The sequence below is a fragment of the Xanthomonas sp. MUS 060 genome, assembly GCF_000963215.1.
Lineage (GTDB): Bacteria > Pseudomonadota > Gammaproteobacteria > Xanthomonadales > Xanthomonadaceae > Xanthomonas_A.
In genome coordinates, this window is the sequence record NZ_JZIM01000003.1 from 268365 (window position 1) to 288761 (window position 20397).

At 63.2% G+C, this 20397-nt stretch carries 19 protein-coding genes and 1 tRNA gene; 17 read left to right on the forward strand and 3 right to left on the reverse strand.

The window, feature by feature from the left end; genetic code table 11:
* Window positions 1-53: 53 nt before the first annotated feature.
* The 15 genes from XANALMUS060_RS05835 (at window position 54) to XANALMUS060_RS05900 (ending at window position 15828) form a co-directional block, all read left to right on the forward strand.
* Entirely contained in the window at window positions 54-2015 is a 1962-nt protein-coding gene (locus tag XANALMUS060_RS05835) for a S8 family peptidase (protein ID WP_045737606.1), read from the forward strand.
* A gap of 269 nt (window positions 2016-2284) precedes the next feature.
* On the forward strand, window positions 2285-4015 hold the full coding sequence (gene gspE / locus XANALMUS060_RS05840) for a type II secretion system ATPase GspE (RefSeq protein ID WP_045737562.1): 1731 nt from the start codon (window positions 2285-2287) through the stop codon (window positions 4013-4015).
* A gap of 133 nt (window positions 4016-4148) precedes the next feature.
* A complete protein-coding gene (locus XANALMUS060_RS05845) occupies window positions 4149-5363 on the forward strand; it encodes a type II secretion system F family protein (protein WP_045737563.1) in 1215 nt (404 codons plus the stop codon).
* 300 nt (window positions 5364-5663) lie between these two features.
* Complete coding sequence (gene gspG, locus XANALMUS060_RS05850; RefSeq protein WP_045728425.1) at window positions 5664-6098, forward strand: type II secretion system major pseudopilin GspG; 435 nt, start codon at window positions 5664-5666, stop codon at window positions 6096-6098.
* A gap of 78 nt (window positions 6099-6176) precedes the next feature.
* Window positions 6177-6626, forward strand: a complete 450-nt coding sequence (locus tag XANALMUS060_RS05855; RefSeq protein ID WP_082064939.1) for a GspH/FimT family pseudopilin — start codon at window positions 6177-6179, stop codon at window positions 6624-6626.
* Window positions 6623-7039: a prepilin-type N-terminal cleavage/methylation domain-containing protein gene (locus tag XANALMUS060_RS05860; protein ID WP_045737564.1), complete on the forward strand. Its 417-nt coding sequence runs from the start codon at window positions 6623-6625 to the stop codon at window positions 7037-7039. The genes XANALMUS060_RS05855 and XANALMUS060_RS05860 overlap by 4 nt, the downstream gene beginning before the upstream one ends.
* Window positions 7039-7686 carry a type II secretion system protein J gene (locus XANALMUS060_RS05865; protein WP_161795379.1) on the forward strand — a complete coding sequence of 216 codons (648 nt, stop codon included), beginning with the start codon at window positions 7039-7041 and terminating at the stop codon, window positions 7684-7686. The genes XANALMUS060_RS05860 and XANALMUS060_RS05865 overlap by 1 nt, the downstream gene beginning before the upstream one ends.
* A gap of 8 nt (window positions 7687-7694) precedes the next feature.
* The gene (locus tag XANALMUS060_RS05870) at window positions 7695-8540 is read left to right on the forward strand and encodes a type II secretion system protein GspK (protein ID WP_045737608.1); all 846 of its coding nucleotides are present in this window, start codon (window positions 7695-7697) and stop codon (window positions 8538-8540) included.
* Window positions 8537-9664, forward strand: a complete 1128-nt coding sequence (locus tag XANALMUS060_RS05875; RefSeq protein WP_045737566.1) for a PilN domain-containing protein — start codon at window positions 8537-8539, stop codon at window positions 9662-9664. Before XANALMUS060_RS05870 ends, XANALMUS060_RS05875 begins: the two co-directional genes overlap by 4 nt.
* Window positions 9645-10442, forward strand: a complete 798-nt coding sequence (gspM, locus tag XANALMUS060_RS05880) for a type II secretion system protein GspM (protein WP_082064940.1) — start codon at window positions 9645-9647, stop codon at window positions 10440-10442. The genes XANALMUS060_RS05875 and gspM overlap by 20 nt, the downstream gene beginning before the upstream one ends.
* Window positions 10432-11178 carry a type II secretion system protein XpsN gene (gene xpsN, locus XANALMUS060_RS05885; protein ID WP_045737567.1) on the forward strand — a complete coding sequence of 249 codons (747 nt, stop codon included), beginning with the start codon at window positions 10432-10434 and terminating at the stop codon, window positions 11176-11178. The genes gspM and xpsN overlap by 11 nt, the downstream gene beginning before the upstream one ends.
* A gap of 11 nt (window positions 11179-11189) precedes the next feature.
* Window positions 11190-13496, forward strand: a complete 2307-nt coding sequence (gspD, locus tag XANALMUS060_RS05890; protein WP_045737568.1) for a type II secretion system secretin GspD — start codon at window positions 11190-11192, stop codon at window positions 13494-13496.
* 265 nt (window positions 13497-13761) lie between these two features.
* A complete protein-coding gene (locus tag XANALMUS060_RS19655) occupies window positions 13762-14067 on the forward strand; it encodes a hypothetical protein (RefSeq protein WP_152640398.1) in 306 nt (101 codons plus the stop codon).
* A 77-nt stretch (window positions 14068-14144) separates the two neighbouring features.
* Window positions 14145-14981, forward strand: coding sequence for a glycosyltransferase (locus XANALMUS060_RS05895; protein ID WP_045737569.1), 837 nt, complete (start codon window positions 14145-14147; stop codon window positions 14979-14981).
* Window position 14982: 1 nt separating this feature from the next.
* The gene (locus XANALMUS060_RS05900) at window positions 14983-15828 is read left to right on the forward strand and encodes a glycosyltransferase family 2 protein (protein WP_045737570.1); all 846 of its coding nucleotides are present in this window, start codon (window positions 14983-14985) and stop codon (window positions 15826-15828) included.
* Window positions 15829-16050: 222 nt separating this feature from the next.
* Here the strand turns inward: XANALMUS060_RS05900 and XANALMUS060_RS05905 are convergent, their stop codons facing one another.
* From XANALMUS060_RS05905 to XANALMUS060_RS19660, 3 genes are all read right to left on the reverse strand, one after another.
* On the reverse strand, window positions 16051-17337 hold the full coding sequence (locus XANALMUS060_RS05905; RefSeq protein WP_045737571.1) for an AGE family epimerase/isomerase: 1287 nt from the start codon (window positions 17335-17337) through the stop codon (window positions 16051-16053).
* An 87-nt stretch (window positions 17338-17424) separates the two neighbouring features.
* A complete protein-coding gene (locus XANALMUS060_RS05910) occupies window positions 17425-18753 on the reverse strand; it encodes a sugar MFS transporter (protein ID WP_045737572.1) in 1329 nt (442 codons plus the stop codon).
* Window positions 18750-18935, reverse strand: coding sequence for a hypothetical protein (locus XANALMUS060_RS19660; RefSeq protein ID WP_152640399.1), 186 nt, complete (start codon window positions 18933-18935; stop codon window positions 18750-18752). The genes XANALMUS060_RS05910 and XANALMUS060_RS19660 overlap by 4 nt, the downstream gene beginning before the upstream one ends.
* A gap of 409 nt (window positions 18936-19344) precedes the next feature.
* On the opposite strand from XANALMUS060_RS19660, the gene XANALMUS060_RS20475 reads away from it, so the two are divergent.
* A complete protein-coding gene (locus tag XANALMUS060_RS20475) occupies window positions 19345-19596 on the forward strand; it encodes a hypothetical protein (RefSeq protein ID WP_161795378.1) in 252 nt (83 codons plus the stop codon).
* A 104-nt stretch (window positions 19597-19700) separates the two neighbouring features.
* Window positions 19701-19776, forward strand: a tRNA-Ile gene (locus tag XANALMUS060_RS05920).
* The last annotated feature ends 621 nt before the right edge of the window (window positions 19777-20397 follow it).

The window sequence follows — 20397 nt, forward strand, 5'->3', positions numbered from 1 at the left end:
CACGGCCGCAATTGTCGCCTGAGTTACGCAACTTTTTTGAAGGGGATTCCATCGTGATCGACAAGCAATATCTTCGTGTCAATATCATCGCTGCCGCCATGCTGACCATGTCGCTGACGGCTTCGGCTGCGTTCGCGGCGGCGGCCGTATCGCCGTTGCCGGTCAAACAGCCGAGCAGGTCCGCGCCTGCCGATGCGTTGACCTCCAACCGCATTCTGGTGCGCTACAAGGCAGGTACCACCGCAGTCTTCGATCAGTCCGCCAAGCTGTGGGCGGTGCAGGCAGCGGTGACGCGGGCCAGCCTCGGTGGCCACAACGGTATCGCAAGCCTGGCCGCTTCGAGCGTGCGCGCAGAGTATGTACGCACACTGGGCGTCGGCGCCGATCTGATTCGCCTGTCTGGTCAATTGAGCAAGGCCGATGTCGAGAAGGTGGTTGCGGAAATCGCCGCCGACCCATCGGTGCAATACGCCGAAATCGACACCATGTTTCATATCGTGGATCTGCCTCGTGCTCAGACGCAGGCCCAGGAGCAGTTCGTCCCCAACGACCCGTTGTACGCCAAGTATCAGTGGGATCTCAGCGACGCCACAGGCGGCATCAATGCGCCTGCCGCGTGGACGCTGTCCAAGGGCGATGGCGTGGTGGTCGCGGTGCTGGATACCGGCATCCTGCCGAACCACCCGGACGTGGCGGTGAACCTGCTGCCGGGCTACGATTTCATCACCGATGCGGCGGTCTCGCGGCGTCCGACCAGCGAGCGCGTCCCCGGTGCGCTGGACTACGGCGACTGGATCGAAAACGACAGCGAATGCTATCTCGGCTCCTCGGCCGAGCCCAGTTCCTGGCATGGCAGTCACGTCGCCGGCACCATCGCCGAAGCGACCAATAACGGCATCGGCATGGCGGGCATCGCACCGAACGCCACGGTGCTGCCTGTGCGGGTGATGGGCAAGTGCGGTGGTCACCTGTCCGATATCGTCGATGCCATTACCTGGGCCTCGGGTGGCACGGTTGCCGGCGTGCCGGCCAATGCCAATCCAGCCGAAATCATCAATATGAGTTTGGGGGCCGGTACCACTTGCGATCAAGCCACCCAGGACGCGATCAACGGCGCGGTCGCGCGCGGCACCACGGTGGTGGTGGCGGCTGGCAACGATGCGTCGGATGCCAGCAATACCAATCCTGCTAATTGCGCGAATGTGATTGCAGTCGGCGCCACCCGAATCACCGGCGGCATGACCGACTACACCAACTACGGGGTGGTCGTGGATCTGTCCGCTCCGGGCGGCGGTGGTCCCGGAGATGGCAACCCGGGCGGCTACATCTGGCAGAACGGCTATACCGGCAAGACCACGCCTACTTCAGGTGAATACACTTACGCGGGCATGGCGGGGACATCGATGGCGTCGCCGCATGTGGCTGCGGTCGCGGCCTTGGTTCAGAGCGCGGTGATCGCTGCCGGCAGGACACCGTTGAGTCCTGCCGACCTGGAGAAGCTGCTCAAGCAGACTGCACGACCGTTCCCGCAGTCCATTCCTTCCAGTACTCCGATCGGCACCGGAATTGTCGATGCCAAGGCGGCATTGGACAAGGCGTTGCAAAAACCCTGCGATCCAACGACGCAGAAATGCACGCCCACGGCGATTGTGCTGGCCAGGAATGTGCCGCTCACCGGCCTGGCCGGCGCGGGCGGGAGCACGCCCACGGCGATTGTGCTGGCCAGGAATGTGCCGCTCACCGGCCTGGCCGGCGCGGGCGGGAACGAGGCGCTGTACAGCTTCGATGCGCAGGCCGGCTCGGTGCTGAGCTTCATCACCTATGGCGGTAGCGGTAATCTCTCGTTGTACGTGAGCCTCGGCAGGGAGCCGAGTCCCAGCAACGCCGACGCGAAATCGACCCGTCCCGGCAACAACGAGACCGTGCGTTTCACCGCGCCGAAGGCGGGCACCTACTACGTCAAGTTGGTTGGAGAAACCAATTACAACGGGGTCAGCTTGATCGCCCGTCAATAAATCCATCCGCAACACGCGGCGTCGGTGTTCCAGGGAAACCCGGTTTTGGCCGGGTTTCCTGCGTTCACGGCCCATGCCGTGGGGATATGGAGCTTGGTGTGTCTAGGTTCAAGCAATCATGATCTACGCTTGTCGTGTCCAAGAGATGACGTTCGCTGCGCCGATCTAGTCCTTCGCATTTGGCAGTAGACAGAGGCGGTCATTGGTACGTGGTTCGGCGTTGGCTCATGCTGAACTGCTAAAGTGGACTGTCATCTGGGAGAGATTGCGTGAACGCGCTCGTGAAGGACATTGCTGTCGACGGCGATACGCCCGAAGCCCGCATCGTTGCGGCCTTGCTGGCCAAAGGCCGGCTCAAGGAAGGCGACTTGGCACGCGCGCGCCAGTTGCAGCGCGAAGCCGGCGGCGACCTGCTGTCGCTGTTGGCACGTCTGGGCCTGGTGTCCGAGCGCGATCATGCCGAGGTCAGTGCTGAGGTGTTGGGCCTACCGTTGCTCGATGCCAAGCAACTGCCGGTCACCGCGCCGGAGACCCAATCCGAGGCGCAACTGTTGTCGCTGCGCTTCCTCAAACAGTTCCACGTTTGTCCGCTGGGCGAGCGCGATGGTGCGCTGGAGTTGTGGATGGCCGATCCGCACACGGCCTACGCCGCCGACGCGGTGGGCCTGGCCACTGGGATGCGGGTATTGCCACGGGTGGGGCTGCGTTCGGAGATCGACGATCTGATCGAACGCTGGTTCGGTCAGGGCCGCAGCGCCATGGGCGCGATCGTGGAGACCGCCGACGGCGACAGCGTCGTCACCGATGACATCGAGCACTTGCGCGATCTGGCTTCCGAAGCGCCGGTGATCCGGCTGGTGAACCTGGTGATTCAGCGCGCGGTGGAGTTGCGCGCTTCGGACATCCACATCGAGCCGTTCGAGAGCCGGTTGAAGGTGCGTTACCGTGTGGATGGCGTGCTGATCGACGGCGAAAGCCCGCCGGCCAATCTGACTGCGGCGGTGATCAGCCGGGTCAAGATCATGGCCAAGCTCAACATCGCCGAACGCCGTTTGCCGCAGGATGGCCGCATCATGCTGCGCGTGCAGGGCAAGGAGCTTGACCTGCGCGTAAGCACCGTACCGACCGCACACGGCGAAAGCGTGGTGATGCGTCTGCTTGATCGCGAGACGGTGGTGTTCGACTTCCACAGGCTCGGTTTCACCGATGCCTTCCTGCCGCAGTTCCGCAAGGTGTTGGAGCAGCCGCACGGCATCCTGTTGGTTACCGGCCCGACCGGCTCGGGCAAGACCACCACGTTGTACACCGCGTTGAGCCAGCTCAACACCGCCGACGTCAAGATCATCACCGTCGAAGATCCGGTCGAGTACCAGATCGAGGGCATCAACCAGATCCAGGCCAAGCCGCAGATCGGGCTGGATTTTTCGCACGCTCTGCGCAGCATCGTGCGCCAAGATCCGGACATCATCATGATCGGCGAAATGCGCGACCTGGAGACCGCGCGCATCGCCATCCAGTCCGCGCTCACGGGCCATTTGGTGCTGTCCACGCTGCACACCAACAACGCCGCCGGTGGTATCACCCGCTTGCTGGACATGGGGGTGGAGGATTACCTGCTCACTTCCACGATCAATGGCATCCTCGCCCAGCGTCTGGTGCGGCGTCTGGAGCCGACCCATGCCGAACGCTATGCGGCCTCGCAGGAGGAGATCGAGCGATTCGAATTGCGCCGTTTGCAGCCGGAGGGCGAGATCTTCCTGTACCGCCCACGACCCTCGGCGATTGCGCCGACCGGTTACGCCGGGCGGACCACGATCATGGAGTTCCTGGTGATGAACGATCCGCTGCGGCGTGCGGTGATGCGCCACGCCGGCATGGGCGAGATCGAGCAACTGGCGCGCGAGGCCGGTATGCTCACCATGTACGAGGACGGGCTGGCCAAGGCGCTCAGTGGTCAGACCACGATTGAGGAAGTGCTGCGCGTGACGGAGGAATCCTGATGCGCGCGCTGCGTCGCGCGAGTGCGCAAGCGCGTGCGCTCGGCGCGTTCCGGTTCCGGTCGTGCCAGCGTGCGGCGATGGTTCATGGTGGCCTGTCCGCGTCCCCAGCCGCGACGACTGAGTTTGGTTTCTGATGCCTCTGTATCGCTATAAGGCCCTCGACTCCCACGGCGAGATCCTGGAAGGGCAGATGGACGCCGCCAGCGAAGCGGAGGTGGCACTGCGTCTGCAGGAGCAGGGGCATATGCCGATACAGGCCAAGCTTGCCAGCGAAGGCGGCGGCACTTCGCTGCGCGGCCTATTTCGCACCAAGCCGTTCGACGGCGCTGCACTTGTGCAGTTCACCCAGCAATTAGCGACCCTGCTTGGTGCCGGCCAGCCGTTGGACCGCGCATTGTCGATCCTGCTGGAATTGCCCGAGGACGAACGTTCCAGGCGCATCGTCGGCGACATCCGCGACGCCGTGCGTGGCGGCGCGCCGCTGTCCACCGCGCTGGAACGGCAACATGGCCTGTTCTCGCGCCTGTACATCAACATGGTGCGAGCGGGCGAGGCAGGCGGCAGTCTGCACGATACCCTGCAACGTCTGGCCGAATACCTGGAGCGCAGCCGCGAATTGCGCGGTCGGGTGATCAATGCGCTGATCTACCCGGCGATCCTGGTCAGCGTGGTCGGCTGCGCCCTGTTGTTCCTGCTTGGTTATGTGGTGCCGCAGTTCGCGCAGATGTACGAAAGCCTGGACGTGGCCTTGCCATGGTTCACCCAGGCGGTGCTGACGGTGGGCCTGTTCGTGCGCGATTGGTGGATCGTGCTGTTGGTGGTGCCCGCGCTGACCGTGTTGGTCGTTGATCGCAAACGTCGCGATCCGGCGTTCCGTGCCAGCTTCGATGCCTGGTTACTCGGGCAACGTTTCGTCGGTACGCTGATCGCACGCCTGGAAACGGCGCGCCTGACCCGGACCCTGGGGACTTTGCTGCGCAATGGCGTGCCGCTGCTGGCGGCATTGGGCATCTCGCGCAACGTGCTGTCGAACTTGGCCTTGATTGCCGACGTCAGCACCGCGGCCGATGACGTCAAGAACGGGCATGGCTTGTCGGCGTCGTTGTCCAAGGGCAAGCGCTTCCCGCGGCTGGCGCTGCAGATGATTCAGGTCGGTGAGGAGTCCGGTGCCCTCGACATCATGTTGCTGAAGACCGCCGATACCTTCGAGCAGGAGACCGCGCAGGCGATTGATCGCCTGCTCGCGGCCATGGTCCCGGCGATCACCCTGGTGTTGGCCTCGGTGGTCGGTTTGGTGATCATTTCCGTTCTCGTGCCGCTGTACGACCTGACCAATGCAATCGGGTGATGCCTCACCCGATTGCCACGACCGAGATGACACTGTCCGCGCTAGTCAGGTTCGCTGCGGTATCGTGATCGCGGAGTGTGACGCTGGCCTATTTCCTAGGGGAACCTTCGGCAGCCGTCTCTGTCACACTTCACGCGGGAGTTTGTATTCAGATTCCCGCGTTTTGTGCGCAGACGGCCGCAGTGTCGCGCGCTCCCCGCTGGCCGCATCCGTGAAGCGCAATCGCGCGATTCGTGCACGGCCGCTGTCGCTTTCACCGCGTTTGGCTACATAGGTTTTCCACCGCAAGGACCCGAGGCAATGCGAAATCTCCGCTCCATCACCCGTTCCCCCTCCGCCGCGCGACAGTCCGGTATGAGTCTGCTGGAAATCATCATCGTCATTGTGCTGATCGGCGCGGTGCTGACCCTGGTGGGCAGCCGCGTACTGGGGGGCGCTGATCGCGGCAAGGCCAATCTGGCCAAGTCACAGATCCAGACCCTGGCCGGCAAAATCGACAACTACCAGTTGGATACCGGCAAGCTGCCGTCCAAGCTCGACGATCTGGTCACCGCGCCCGGTGGTGTCAATGGCTGGCTTGGTCCGTATGCCAAGCCTGCGGAACTCAACGATCCTTGGGGCCACCCAATCGAATACAAGGTGCCCGGCGACGGTCGTCCGTTCGATCTGATGAGCCTGGGCAAGGATGGTCAACCCGGTGGTAGCAGTTACGACGCAGATATCAAGTACGAGTGATCCGACGCCGTGATTCAGGCCATTGCCGGCGGTCTGCGCTTGGGCGCGCGCGAACGCGTCGCGGTTTCGTGCGCGCGCATGCGCGGCGTGTCGCTGCTGGAGATGCTGCTGGTGATCGGTCTGATTGCGATCACTGCGGTCCTGGCCGCGTCGGTCTTGAGCGGTGGTATCGATGGAATGCGCTTGCGCTCGGCAGCTAAGGAGATTGCTTCACAGCTGCGTTATACGCGTGCGCAGGCCATCGCCACGGGTCAGCCGCAGCGATTTTTGATCGATCCGCAGAGGCATACCTGGCAGGCGCCCAATGGCCGTCACGGCGAGATCCCGCCGTCGCTGACAGTGCGTTTCAGCGGTGCGCGCCAGGTGCAACAGAGCCAGGGTCAAGGTGCCATCGCGTTCTTCGAAGATGGCGCTGCAACGGGCGGGCGTATCGAGTTGCAGGCGCGGCAGTCACTCTGGCGGATCGATGTGACCTGGCTCACCGGCGCGGTCAAGGTGGGGCGGCCGCCGCAGCAGGATCCGTCATGAGACGGCAGCGCGGCTACACCCTGATCGAGGTCATCGTGGCGTTTGCGCTGTTGGCCTTGGCGCTGACCTTGTTGCTGGGATCGCTGTCCGGCGCGGCGCGTCAGGTGCAGCGCGCCGACCAGCTCAGTCGCGCCACGTTGTATGCGCAGTCGCTGTTGGCCGTGCAGGGCGTGGAACAGCCGCTGCAACCCGGTCGCACCCAGGGCGACTTCGAGCAAGGCCGCTTTCACTGGACGATGGATGTCATGCCCTATGTCGATCCGCGGCAGCCGCCGGATGGGGCGGTGGTGTCCGGTGCGCCGACGCTGTTGCAACTCAATCTGCAGGTCCGCTGGGGCGATACGCCAGCGCAGGCACTGCAGTGGCAGACCCTGCGTCTGGTCAATTCGCAGGTCGCCAGGATCCCGCCATGATGTCTGCACCGCGTCGCGTCGCTGCCGCTGGCTTCACCCTGATCGAAGTGCTGCTTGCCACGGTGTTGCTGGTCGGCGGTCTTACCCTTGCGTTCGCCACTCTGCGCTCGGCGACCGTCATTAGCGGCCGTGGCGAGGTGATCGCTGGGCGCAGCGAGCAGATACGTGCGGTGGAAGGCTTCCTGCGTCAGCGCCTCAGCGGCGCCCAGTCGATGGTCATGGATAATGATCCGCAGACGTTGCAGCAGGTGCGGTTCGTCGGTGAGCCACAGCGGATGCAGTTCGTGGCCGATCTGCCGAGTTATCTTGGCCGGGGCGGTCCATATATGCACGACCTGCAGGTGAGCGGCGAGGGTGACCATCGGCAATTGGCCATCGCGCTGGTGCAGGTGCAGGCCGGCAAGCAGTTGCCGGAATCCTCCCCGCGTCCGCCCGAAGCGTTGGCCGATGATTTGCGCGAGGTGCGCTTTCGTTATCGCGGCATTGATCCCGAGCGCGGCACCATCGGATCCTGGCAGGAGCGCTGGACGCCTACCGACACGCTACCGCTGTTGGTTTCGATCGAATTGCGTGGCGGCGACGGCACCGTGTGGCCGCCGTTGGTGGTCGCGCTGCGCCAGACTGGCGGCATGGGGGGGCGCCAATGAAGCCGGTATTGGAGCGGAGCCACGGGGCGGCGCTGGTGCTGGTGCTGTGGTTGATCGCGTTGCTCACTGCGCTGATCGGCGCTTTCGTACTTACCGCGCGCACCGAAGGTCTTGAGGGCAAGGTGCTCGGCGACGGTGCGCAAGCGCAGGAGCGCGCACGCGCCGGGCTGGAGTACGCGCTGACCCGGCTCAACAGCACCGCGACGCAGCCGGGCTGGCGCGTCGATGGGCGCCGTTATCGCTGGCAGTATGCCGACGCCACCGTGGATCTGCGGCTGAGCGACGAGAGCGGCAAGGTCGATCTGAACAAGGCCGACCTGTCGTTGCTCGCCGCATTGATCCGCGCGGTTGGCGAAGACCCGCAACGCGCGCAACGCATCGCTGGCGCGATCGTGGACTGGCGCGATCCGGACAGTCTCAGTCAGCCTGGCGGCGGTGCCGAGGATTCGGACTATGCCGCCGCAGGCCTGCCTTATGGTGCGAAGGATGCGCCGTTCGAGAGTCTGGACGAACTGCAACTGGTGCTGGGCATGGACTCGGCGCTGTACGCCAAGCTCTTGCCCAACGTCACCCTGTATGGCGGAATTCTGCGCCCGGCTCCGGAGTTCGCGCCGGCCCCGGTGCTCACCGCGATGGGCCTGGATGCGCAACAGGTGCTCGCACAGCGCGAGCTTACCGATCAGACACCAGGCGTTGGGATGTCCGGGCGTGGCACCTACAGCATCGAAAGTCGGGCGCGTTTGGGCAACGGGCGTGAGGCGGTCCTGCGCGCAATCGTGCGATTGGGCTCGTCGCCGCTACCTGGCTCCGCCTACACTGTGCTGCGATGGCAAGAAGGATCGACAGTGCGATGAAGGTGTGGCGCGACACGATGGAAAAATTTGGCCTGCGCTTCGCCCCCGGTGCTGGCGGCTTGGTGGCGTGGTGGCAGCGCTCGCTGATGGCGTGGTTGCCGCCGCGCTGGCAACTGCAATTGGGCTGGTCGCAGGCGCGGCTGCTGCTATGGCGCCAGGACGATCAACTGATGCTGGCGCGGCAGGTCGACGCCGAGTTGGGACAGACGCTGGCCCTGCCGTGGCCGTTGCTGCCGGACGAACTGGATGCGGTGCTGGGGCCGCGGTTGGCCGCACTGCCTCGGGTATGGCTGCTGCCGGCGGCGTCGGCGTTGCAACGCCGGCTGCGGCTGCCGGTCGCGGCCGCCCAGCATCTGCACGAGGTGGTCAAGTTCGAGATCGATCGACAGACCCCGTTTCAGCCCGACCAGGTGATCTACGACGTGCGCGCCAGCGGTCGCCGCGACGATGCGCTGCTCGATGCCGAACTGGTCGTGGCTCCACGCTGGGTGTTGGAAGAGCTGCAGGTCGCTGCCGGCGCGTTGCGCCCGACCCTGGCCGGCATCGATGTGGCCGACGCCGTCGGCGTGCCGCTGGGTGTCAATCTGCTGCCGTTGGAACAGCGCTATCGTCGTGGCGATCCGATGCGGCGCTGGAACGCGATTCTGGCTGTCGCCGCGCTGTTGGCGTTGTGTGCGGCGGGCTGGCAACTGCTCGATAATCGCCGCGATGCGCTGCAACAGCTAAGCATGCAGGTGGAGAGCAGCGCGCAGCGCGCCCATGCGGTCGCCGCGCAGCGCCAGCAATTGGTCGATCTGGTCGAAGGCGCTGCGTTTTTCGATCAACTGCGCGCCGAGCGCCCGACGGTGGTGGAAGTCTGGAACGAATTGAGCAAGCGCCTTCCCGAGGGGACGTATCTGGAAAAATTCTCGATCGAGGGCGATCAGTTGCAATTGATTGGTCTCAGCAGCCAAGCGTCCTCGTTGGTTGGTCGGCTGGAAGGCTCGCCGTTGTGGCAAGCGCCCTCCCTGACCGGCGTACTGCAGTCCGATCCGGGCAGCCACCGTGACCGTTTCACGCTCACCGCCACACTGGCCGGGATCAAGCACAAGGAGGCCGCCGATGATGCCGGTGCAGGTCGATAAGCGTGATCGTTGGCTGGCGCTGGGCCTGCTGCTGGCAGTGCTGGCGATCAGTTATCTGGTACTGGTGCATCCGTCGTGGACCGTGCCGATGCATGAGGTCGAGGTGCAGATCCAGGACCTGCGCCAGCGCGAGTTGCGCTTGCGCATGCAACTGCAACAGGCACCGCAAGTGACGCAACGGCTCCATCAGGCAGAGCGCGAACTGGCGACGCGGCCAGGCTTCTTGCACGAGGCCTCGGCCGAATTGGCTTCGGCCGGCCTGGTGCAGCGGCTGGAAAGCGCAGTGGCCACGGCGAGTCCAGGGAACCGTAGCTGCGCGATCAGCAACCGCTCTCCGCTTGCCGCCGACAAGCACCGCGACCGTTTCACCCGCGTCGCGGTGCAGGTGCGGCTGCGCTGCGGCACTCAGGAACTGGCGGCGGTCCTGCACGCATTGGAAAGCGGAACGCCGGCATTGTTTATCGATAATCTCAACGTGATGGCGCAGCGCTACCAACTCTCGCCGACCGAAAGCGGTAACGGCCTGGATGTGGCGTTCGAATTGGCTGGCTACCTGCGGCCGAGCGCCATGTCGGCAGCGACGGATGCCTCGGCGGCGGACGCCACAGTGCGGGCGACCGCTGCGCCGGTGATGGATGCCGGTACCCCGGCAGGCGCCGGACCGAGCGAACCTACGCCGGTGCCAGCACCCGCAATGCCATCACATGGATCACCGGCTGCGGCCCCGACACCAAGCTCGCATTCATCGCACCAGTCGGAGGACCGCCATGCGGGTTGAAGCAATGGGACTGCGCACCGTGTTGCTGGGAACCCTGGTGCTGTGGGGGTTGCTGATCTGGGTATTGGGTCTGGCCGGTCTCGGGGAACGGATCGCGCCGCTCCCCGACGACCCGGCGATGGTCCCGCGCCTGCCCTCCTTGCCCAAGGCGGCGCCGGAACGACTTGAAGATTTATCTCACTACGGCGATATTGCCGCGCGCCCGGTCTTCGCCGAGGACCGCCGACCACATCCCTTCTTCCTCACTGCCGACAACGGTCAGACGGCCGCGTCGACGGTGCGCTTGACCGGGGTGCTGCTCACGGATGACTTCAAAATGGCCACGTTGACCACCGATCATGGCGAATCGCTGCGTTTGCAGGAAGGTCATGATCCAGTACAGGGTTGGCGGCTGTTGTCGCTGGAGCCGCGTCGGGCTGTGGTCAGTGGTGGTGGTGGCACCCAGACCCTGGAGTTGAAGGTGTTCGACGGCAAGGGCGGGCAGCCGCCGACCGTGCTTGGCCAGGCTGCCCGCGCAGCGGGTGCGCAGCCTGGTTCCTCGCCGTCCGGGGGCAATGTGCAGCCCAACAACATCACCGTGCCGCGTCCGCCGTCCCCACCCACCCCCATCCCGGCGCAAGCTGCGTCTTCGGCTCCATCGTCGGAGCAGTTGCAGTCGATCCGTGAACGGATCGAAGCCCGCCGCCGGCAATTGCAACAACAGAGCCAGAATCCCCCCTCCGGCCAGAACCCTTGAAGAGTGATCGCATGACGCCGCGCTTGTTTTCCTTGTTTCTCGCGATCGGCCTGGTGGCCGGCTGCGCAACCACTCCCTCGCCCGACGTCCGCCGTGGCGCCGCGATCAATGCCAATGTCGGTCAGGCTGGCAATACGCAGTCTGCTGCATCGGGGGGCAAGGCCGATCCAGAGGCGCCCTCCGCACGGGCGACGCCGGTGATCCATCACGGAAGCGGCAGCATGATCAACTCTGCGGCTGCCTCCGCGCCAGCGCCTTCGCTGGCCAATGCCAGAAGCGGTAGCGCCACGTTCAACTTCGAGGGCGAATCGGTGCAGGCGGTGGTCAAGGCGATTCTCGGCGACATGCTTGGGCAGAACTATGTGATCGCGCCGGGCGTGCAGGGGACGGTAACCCTGGCGACTCCCAAGCCGGTCTCGCCTGCACAAGCGTTGAATCTGTTGGAGATGGTGCTGGGCTGGAACAACGCGCGCATGGTCTACAACGGCGGTCGCTACAACATCGTTCCCGCCGATCAGGCGTTGTCCGGTACGGTGGCGCCGAGCAGCGCCTCGCCTGCCAGTGCGCGCGGCTTCGAGGTGCGCGTGGTGCCGTTGAAGTTCATCTCTGCCAGTGAGATGAAGAAGGTGTTGGAACCCTATGCGCGTCCGAATGCGATCGTTGGGATCGACAACGCGCGTAACGTCATCACCCTGGGCGGTACCCGCGCCGAGTTGGAAAATTACCTGCGGACGGTGCAGATTTTCGATGTGGACTGGCTGGCGGGGATGTCGGTAGGTGTATTTCCGATCCAGTTCGGTAAAGCCGATAAGGTCGCTGCTGACCTGGAGAAGGTCTTCGGCGAGAACAGCAAGACGCCCAGTGCCGGCATGTTCCGTTTCATGCCGCTGGAGAACGTCAACGCGGTATTGGTGATCACCCCGCAGGCGCGCTATCTGGACCAGATCCAGGAATGGCTGGATCGTATCGACAGCGCTGGCGGCGGTGCACGGCTGTTTTCTTACGAGCTCAAATACATCAAGGCCAGGGATTTGGCCGAACGTCTGTCCGAGGTGTTTGGGGGGGGCGGCAGCAATCGCGGCGATCCCAATGTTTCCTTGATGCCCGGCATGCAGATGTCCCAGTTGAACGAGGGGGGCGGTATGGGGGGGGGCGATCTCAGCATGGGCGGCGCTAACAGCAGCTTCGGCGGTGGGAGTCTGGGTGGCAGCGGGAGCGATATCAATTCCCTGGGCGGTGGCGTCTCCGGCGGTAGTGGCGGCACGCTGGGGAGTGGTGGCCTGCAACTGTCGCCGCGCACCGCCGGCAATGGCAGCGTGACTCTGGAAGTGCAGGGCGACAAGGTCGGCGTCGCGGCGGTGGAGGAAACCAACACCCTGCTGGTGCGCTCCACACCGCAGGCATGGCGTTCCATTCGCGATGTGGTCGAGAAGCTCGACGTCATGCCGATGCAGGTGCACATCGAGGCGCAGGTGGCCGAGGTCAGTTTGACCGGCGATCTACAGTATGGCGTTGATTGGTTCTTCAAAAATTCGGTCAACGCGTCCACCGATGGCAGCGTGGCGAATGGAACGGGGATTGGCCGTGGTGCGGGTCTGCCTAGCGCCGCCGGTCGTAAGATTTGGGGTGACATCGCCGGCAAAATCGGCAGTGACGGCCTTGGCTGGACTTTCCTCGGCACAAATGCCGCAGCCGTGATCACCGCGCTGGACAAAGTTACCAACCTCAAACTGCTGCAGACCCCGTCGGTATTCGTGCGGAACAATGCCGAAGCCTCGCTCAATGTGGGCACGCGCATCCCGATCAACTCCACCTCGATCAATACCGGAATTGGCATCAACTCCAGTTATTCGTCGGTGCAGTACATCGATACGGGTGTGATCCTCAAGGTGCGTCCGCGGGTCACCAAGGACGGCATGGTGTTCCTGGATATCGTGCAGGAGGTTAGTTCTCCAGGCGCTGCTCCTGCTAGTTGTAATTCTAGTGCGACTTCCAGTACTGCTTGTAATGTTCCGATTAATACGAGAAGGGTTAAGACGGAGGCCGCAGTACAGAGTGGTGACACAATTATGCTTGCAGGTCTTATAAGTGACACTAATACTGATCAAAGTCAGGGATTTCCCATGCTCAGTCGCTTGCCTGTGGTAGGTGCTTTGTTTGGCCAGAAGGATAATAAAAAGGATAGGCAGGAGGTTATTGTGCTTTTGACCCCGACAATAGTGCGTAATCCTCAGGAGGCGCGTAATCTGATCGATGAATATGGGCGGAAATTTAATGTCATGAAGCCGTTATATTTGAAGGATAAAGAGAAAAATTAGAGCGGCTAACACGCTACTGCGCAGCCGCGGTGGGCGTGGGCGGTGCTCGGATCCGATGTGCGTTCTGCACTGCGGTTACTGCACTCCTTCCACGCCTACCTGACTACTGTTTGCTACGTTTGTTATCTAATTTAGCATGGTGCATGCAGTCCTTTGCTAGGATTCATGGTTATATGGAAATTTTTTGTGATTGATTGCATGTAATTCCTGATGATTTCTGCTAATGTTCTCGATGCAGGGGGCGCTAATTATTGGGGTTTTAACTATGAAATTCTCCAAGGTTTTTGCTTGTGGAATGTTTCTTTCTGGATCGTTGGGTTTCATGCAAGTTGCTTCTGCAGTAGTGATTCAGAAGTACTATGATGGGGCAACAACTTTTCCTGTTTATCCTTTAGCTACTGCCATTCAACAGGCTGCAACTGACGCGCGGAGAAATGCCGTTTCGGATATTGGTCTTGGTGGTTGGAGTTGCCCAATTAGTAGCTACACTTATTATCAGCCAAACTTTCCATGGGCTGGCTTTGGATACGCTGCTGTAGTAACTGTTGTATGTAATGTTAATGTCAATTGATTTTAATTAAAATCTAATGCGCGCCAGGCGCTATTTCTGGCCTGGCGCTTTGATTAGCAGCTCTGTAATGGTCATTTGTGGTTAATTCGCCCATCGTGTTGTTGCCGGTCGGTGTCGACGATGTCGCCCTGGATGCCTGCCTGGGTGCGCTGGAAGTCAATACGCCAGCGGGTACCCGTGTATGGTTGGCCGACGATGCGCAGGCCGGTCCGCGTGGTGTCCGGGTGATCGAGGCGTGGCTGGCGCGCACGCGCCTGCGGGCCGACTACACCCGGCGTCCGTGCATGCTCGGCGAGGTGGCGCATCTGGACCAGATGTTGCGTGCCTGTGCCGACGCCGACGTGGCGGTGTTGGCGGCCGATGCGCAGCCGCTGCCGGGGTGGCTGCAGCACTTGAGCGCGTGCCTGGCGCGCGATGCTGCCATTGCCAGTGGCACACCGTGGAGCAATGCCGGCGAGGCGTGTGCGTGGCCGCGCCTGGGCGAGATCAATCCGTTGCCCGAGGATCCCGAGCGTCTGGCTCGCGCTTGCGCGGCGCTGCCGCCGCTGCATCCGGAGTTGCCTGCGGCGGTGTGTCATGCGGTCGTATTACGTGGCGCGGCGCGGCAGCGCGTCGGCGGATTGGACGCCAGCAGCTACGGTTCCTGGTATGCGGCGTTGATCGATCTGTCCCTGCGCATGGCTGGGCTCGGCTGGCGCAATGTGCTGTGCGAGACGGCGCACGTCGCGCGTCGTGCCGAAGGGTGCGCCGCCGATGGCGACATGGAGGCATTGGCGGCGCGTTGGCCGGCCTGGCATGCGCGCTTGGCCGGATTTCTGATGCACGATCCGTTGCGCGCCTGTCGCGATGCGCTGCGGCGTGGGTACGACACCCTATCGCCGCTGGATCCGCAAGGGATGCTGTTCGATGTCTAGCATGCGCGAACACCCCATCGCTGTGGTGGTGGTGACTTACGAGAGCGGCAGCACCATCGATGCCTGCTTGCAGCGACTGCGCGCGGCCGCCGAAGTGGGGCAGATCCGTATCGTCGACAATGCTTCGCGCGACGATACCCTGGAGGTGGTACAGCGGCATGCACTGGAGGATCCGCGGGTCCGTTTCATCGCCAATCCGGATAATCCAGGCTTCGCCACGGCATGCAATCAGGGTGCTGAAGCCAGCGATGCGCCGTGGCTGGCGTTCGTCAATCCTGACCTGCTGGTCGAGCCAGAGACGTTAGCGTTGCTGCGCTCGCAGGCGGTCGCGCTCGGCGAGGCCTTACTCGGGGTGGAACAAGTCGACACGCAGGGCAAGGCCGATGCGGCGGTACGCCGTCGCGATCCTGATTTTGCGGCGATGCTGCGGCATCCGTTGTCCGGCGCACGGCTGGCGTTGCAGGCCGATCCGAAGCAGCAGGTGCAGCGCGTGCCGGCGCTGTCAGGCGCGCTGCTGCTGCTGCCGCGCACACTGTTCGTGCGCATCGGCGGATGGGATGCAGGCTATCGCTTGCATGCCGAGGATCTGGATCTATGCCGGCGTGCACGCGAGGCCGGCGCGACGGTGGCGGTGGTCAACACCTTGCGCGTGTTGCATGTGCGTGGTGTTTCCGGTCGCAAGCGCCCCTGGTTCGTCGAATGGCACAAGCATCGCGGCTTGTGGCGCTACTTCCGCAAGTTCGAGGCGCCGAGGCGCGCCTGGCCGGTATGCGTGGCGGTGTGGCTGGCGATCTGGCTGCATGCCTGGGTGACCTTCGCCCGGCTGTGCTGGCGTCGTCGCGGCTGATGCGGCGGGGTTGTTGCAGTAGGCACTGATCGCGGCGCAGGCCGCAACTGCAGATTGGACGCCAGCGTCGGCGAACGGCATTTGCGCAGCGGCGACAGCGCTCGGTGTGTCGATGCAACAGAGCGCCGCCGCGTCATGGCACGACGCTGTGATCACTCTATCCGGACGCCGCCAGCAGATGCTCCGGTATGACCCGGAGCGCTCCTGCGGCGGCGTTGCGACTTACGCGAAGGCGCGGCTGCTGCGCATCACCGCCAGCACATCGTGGCAGGCGCCCATGGTGTGGTAGTCGGTCTTGCCGGCGGGGCTCTTCTCGTCGCTATAACTGCGGTTGTCGCGGCTGAGGATGCGGAACCAGGCACCATAGCGATGGTCGACCAGATGCGTCCAGGAGTACGCCCACAGTTTTTCGTAGGTGGCGCGATAAGTCGTATCGCCGGTGGCGGCCAATAGCCGCGCGGCGGCAGCGATGGCTTCGGCCTGTACCCAGAAATACTTGTCGTCATCGCAGAAGTAGGTCGGGGCCTTCGCTACGTCGGGCACACCGACCACCGGCGCGTCCGCGCTGCCAGAAGCGAAACCGTAGACGATGCCGCCGTGTTGTGCGTCCCAACCGTGCGTCAGCGCGGTATCGAACAGATGCCGTGCGGTCGGCAGCAACCACGCCGGTGCGCTGTTGGACGAGGCTTGCAGGTGGCCGTGCAGCAGCACCAGTAGCTTCGACCACTCCACCTGGTGGCCGGGCTGGAAGCCCCATGGCCGGAACAGGTGCTTGGGATTGTCGCGGTTGTAGTCCCAGTCCACTTGCCAGTTGGCGTCGTAGTGCTCCCACACCAAGCCGCCGGCCAGCGCTGCCTGGCGGCGGGTGATGTGGTCGGCGAGCAGCAGCGCGCGCTGCAGGTAGCGCGTGTCGGCGCTGGCCTCGTAGGCGGCGATCAGTGCCTCGCACAGATGCATGTTGGCGTTCTGGCCGCGATAGCTGGAAAAGACCCATTCCGGCGTGGCTTCGTCGCGATATAGGCCGGCGGCGGCATCCCAGTAGCGCGTTTCCAGCAATTGCCAGGTTTCTTCCATCCATGCGTCGGTGTCCAGGCCGGCCTTTTTCGCGGTGGCGTAGGCCAGCAGCACGAACGCCGCGCCGTAAGCGTGCTGGGTGCGGTCCTCGGCGACGCCGTCGCGCAGGGTCCACACGTAGCCGCCGCTGGAAGCGTCGCGGTGGGTGTCGCGCAGGTAACGCAGGCCATGGCGTGCAGCGTCCAGGTACTCGGCGGCCAGCGGCGAATCGGCGAACTCGTTGGCCGCCATCGCGTAGTTGAAGACGAAGCGGGTGCTGCTGACCAGGTGGCGATGGCCGGCGTCGTACACGCTGCCGTCGTCGCGGAAGTAGTGGAAGAAACCACCGTTCGGATCGATTGCACGCGGGTGGTAGAAAGCCATGGTGTCGGCGATGTGCGCGCGCAGCACAGTGACGTCGGCGAAGTTGGGCACAGGCGTGGAGGGAAGATTCATGGGGTCCGCTGGCAAACAGGGTCGGGGAGGGGAAAGCCACAGGCTGCACGACGGTGGCGGTCGCACCGCCGTCGTGGGTGAGGTGTATTAGTGCATCACGTGGGCCACGGGCGTGGCGCTGGGAGCGGTCGCCGACAAGTCGGCCGATAGCTGCGAGCCGCGCATGCCGTACCAGAGGATGTAGGCGTAGCACAGCAGTGGGATCACGAAGGCATGCTGGATGCCGATTACGTCGGCCAGCGCACCTTGCGCCAGCGGCACAATGGCGCCGCCGACGATGCTCATGATCAGCAGGCTGGAAGCCTTGCTGGTCAACAGCCCCAGGCGTTCGATCGCCACGGTGAAGATGGTCGGGAACATGATCGAGTTGAACAGGCCGATCGCGATCACGCTCCACATCGCCACATGGCCAGTGCTGAGCATGCTGGTGAGCAGCAGCAGCGAGGCGATGCCAGCGAATACCGAGAGCAGCTTACGCGCCGGGATCACTTGCAGCAGTGCCGCGCCAGCAAAACGCCCGACCATCGCTCCGCCCCAGTAGAACGACAGATAGCGGCTGGCGACGGCTTCGGTGAGGCCGCCAGTGGTCGGGCCGGAGATGTAGTTGATCAGAAAGCTGCCGATCGATACTTCCGCACCGACGTACATGAAGATTGCCACTACACCCCAGGTCAAATGCCAGTGCTTGAGCACGTCGACGTATTCGCTCACCGTCTGCGCGACGCTGCGCAGTGTGCCGGTGCTGGTGACATCGCCCTCCTCGCGTAGTGACGGCAGGCGCATCACCAGCACGAACACCGCCAGCAATACCAAGCCACCGGCAAGCATCAGGTAAGGGAACTGCACCGAACTTGCCTGTTCGATGCGGTAGGCCGACAACTGTGCCGGTGTCATCGCTGCGAGCTGATCGGCGCCGAGTACCGTGCCGGCCAGGATCAACGGGCCGATCAACCACGGGAACACGGTAGTGCCCAGCGAGTTCAGCGCTTGCGCGAAGTTCAGCCGGCTCGGCGCTTTTTCCGCTGCGCCAAGCAAACTGATGTATGGATTGGCCGCGACCTGCAACAGGGTGATGCCGCTGGCGAGCACGAACAATGCGGTCAGGAACAGTGGGTACGACGGCAGTCGCGCGGCAGGGAAGAACATCAACGCGCCGATCGCCGACACCATCAGGCCAACGACGATGCTGGCCTTGTAGCCGACCCGCGACACCACCGCACCGGCCGGCAGCGACATCAGAAAATACGCGCCGAAGAAGGTGAACTGGATCAGCATCGACTGCGTGTAGTTCATCTGGAACACGGCTTTCAAATGCGGGATCAATACGTCGTTGAGACTGGTCAGACCGCCCCACGTGAAAAAGATCATGCTGACCACCGCGATCGCGGCGGTGTTGGAAAGCGGGCGAGAATTCATACAGCGACTCCGGGAACAGGCAAGAAGACGGCCCGGCGACGGGCACGCAGATACAGCCGGGCAGGCACGGCTGTCAGTGCAGGTAGGGCCAGCGCGTCCGACGCCAAGCGCGTGGCCTGCAGATCAGGCGCGACGGCGGTGTTGGACTGGGTGGCGTAGTGGTCGGGGGGAGACAGCGCCACGACGGTTGGACTGATTCAAAAGGTCGCACATCCTGCGCTGTCATGACCCGTCGCGCATTTTGCAGTGCAGCAAAATCCCGGCTGCCGCTGATGCGGTCGGCGTTTCGGCGGTGTCGCCTCCCGGCGCGCATGCTCTGGGAGCTGGTGTGGCGTGCCCTTTTGCGCCGCCGAATGCCTTGGCGTAAGTTCGGCGCTAGCCAACGTGTCGCTGTGCCGTGGTGTGCTGAATATCACACTATTTGGGTGGCTTGCGCACGCAATGCCTTACACGGGGGCCGTCCATTTTCTGTGCATGCGCGCCATGATCCGCGCCTGCGTTGCCGATGGGATGGTGGCGGATCATGTGGCCGCGATAAGCGTGTGCGTAGACTTGCTTGAGAGCTTTTCCACGCCCCAGGAGTTGATCGTGATGAGCGATGCTACGCACCTCTGGGGCGAAGTGACGCAACACGCTTTCGTCGCTGCCACTGCCACTGCCACTGCCACTGCCCCGCTCAGCGCCGCGATCCGTTCGTCGTGTTATGCCTGCATTGCCCTCGGCGACGCGCACGTCGCGCATTGCGGCGCCGATGCACGGCTCTCATGTGGACGCACGCATCCGGCGGTGTGCACGGCAACTTTTTTGTTGTTGGCGTTTGAAGCGCGTGCAGACAGCGCCTAGTCGCGGACGTTAAACTCACGCCTGCTTCGGCGCCCTCGTTTGCTTGCATGCCAGAGGCGCCAGGTCGGCGGCCCACGCATCGCCCGCACGTTCCGGACGTTTCCGGGCCTATAGCTCAACGGTTAGAGCAGAGGACTCATAATCCTTTGGTTCCAGGTTCGAATCCTGGTGGGCCCACCATTCATCCAGAACCCAACCGCTCTCGGTTGGGTTTTTTTATGCCTGGAACCCCAATGTTGGCGGGGCTTCCGGCATTGGCCTCTTGAGCATGCGCCTGCCGCAGGTGCCTTTTCCAGCGCTCATCCCCCCGTTTTTCTCTCTCCGTTCTCTACTGACCTCTTGAACATACAAGAGGCAGAGTCGTGTGTTGACGCGGGTTTACGAGCCATCGGTTTGCTTCTTCGCATGCTCTAGCAGAGGCGACCGACCGAGAATGCGATGCGCTGGTACAAAAACCGCCCCTTGTTGAAGGGTGAAAAATCATGAATTTCGCTGCCCTGCGCCAGATCAGATCTGGCATATCGGTGAGCGCTGACCAGTGGGCGTCAAGGCATATGCGCTGAGCGCATCGTGCAGATCAAGGTTCGTTATTGGCGATGAGGTGTCGTCAAATGCTTGAGCTACATGGCTGTGCTATGTCTCTTAGGGGCGACGGGTTGTGAAACCTTGCCGTTGGTCAAGTTTGCCAGCTTCATTTGTCAACAGGTGACTTGTTGCAGCACGTACCTTGGGTGAGCCTGAAATGCAGGCGAAATCTCCCCATTCAGGGGAAAGGAAAACTCATGGAAATCAAGACAAGCA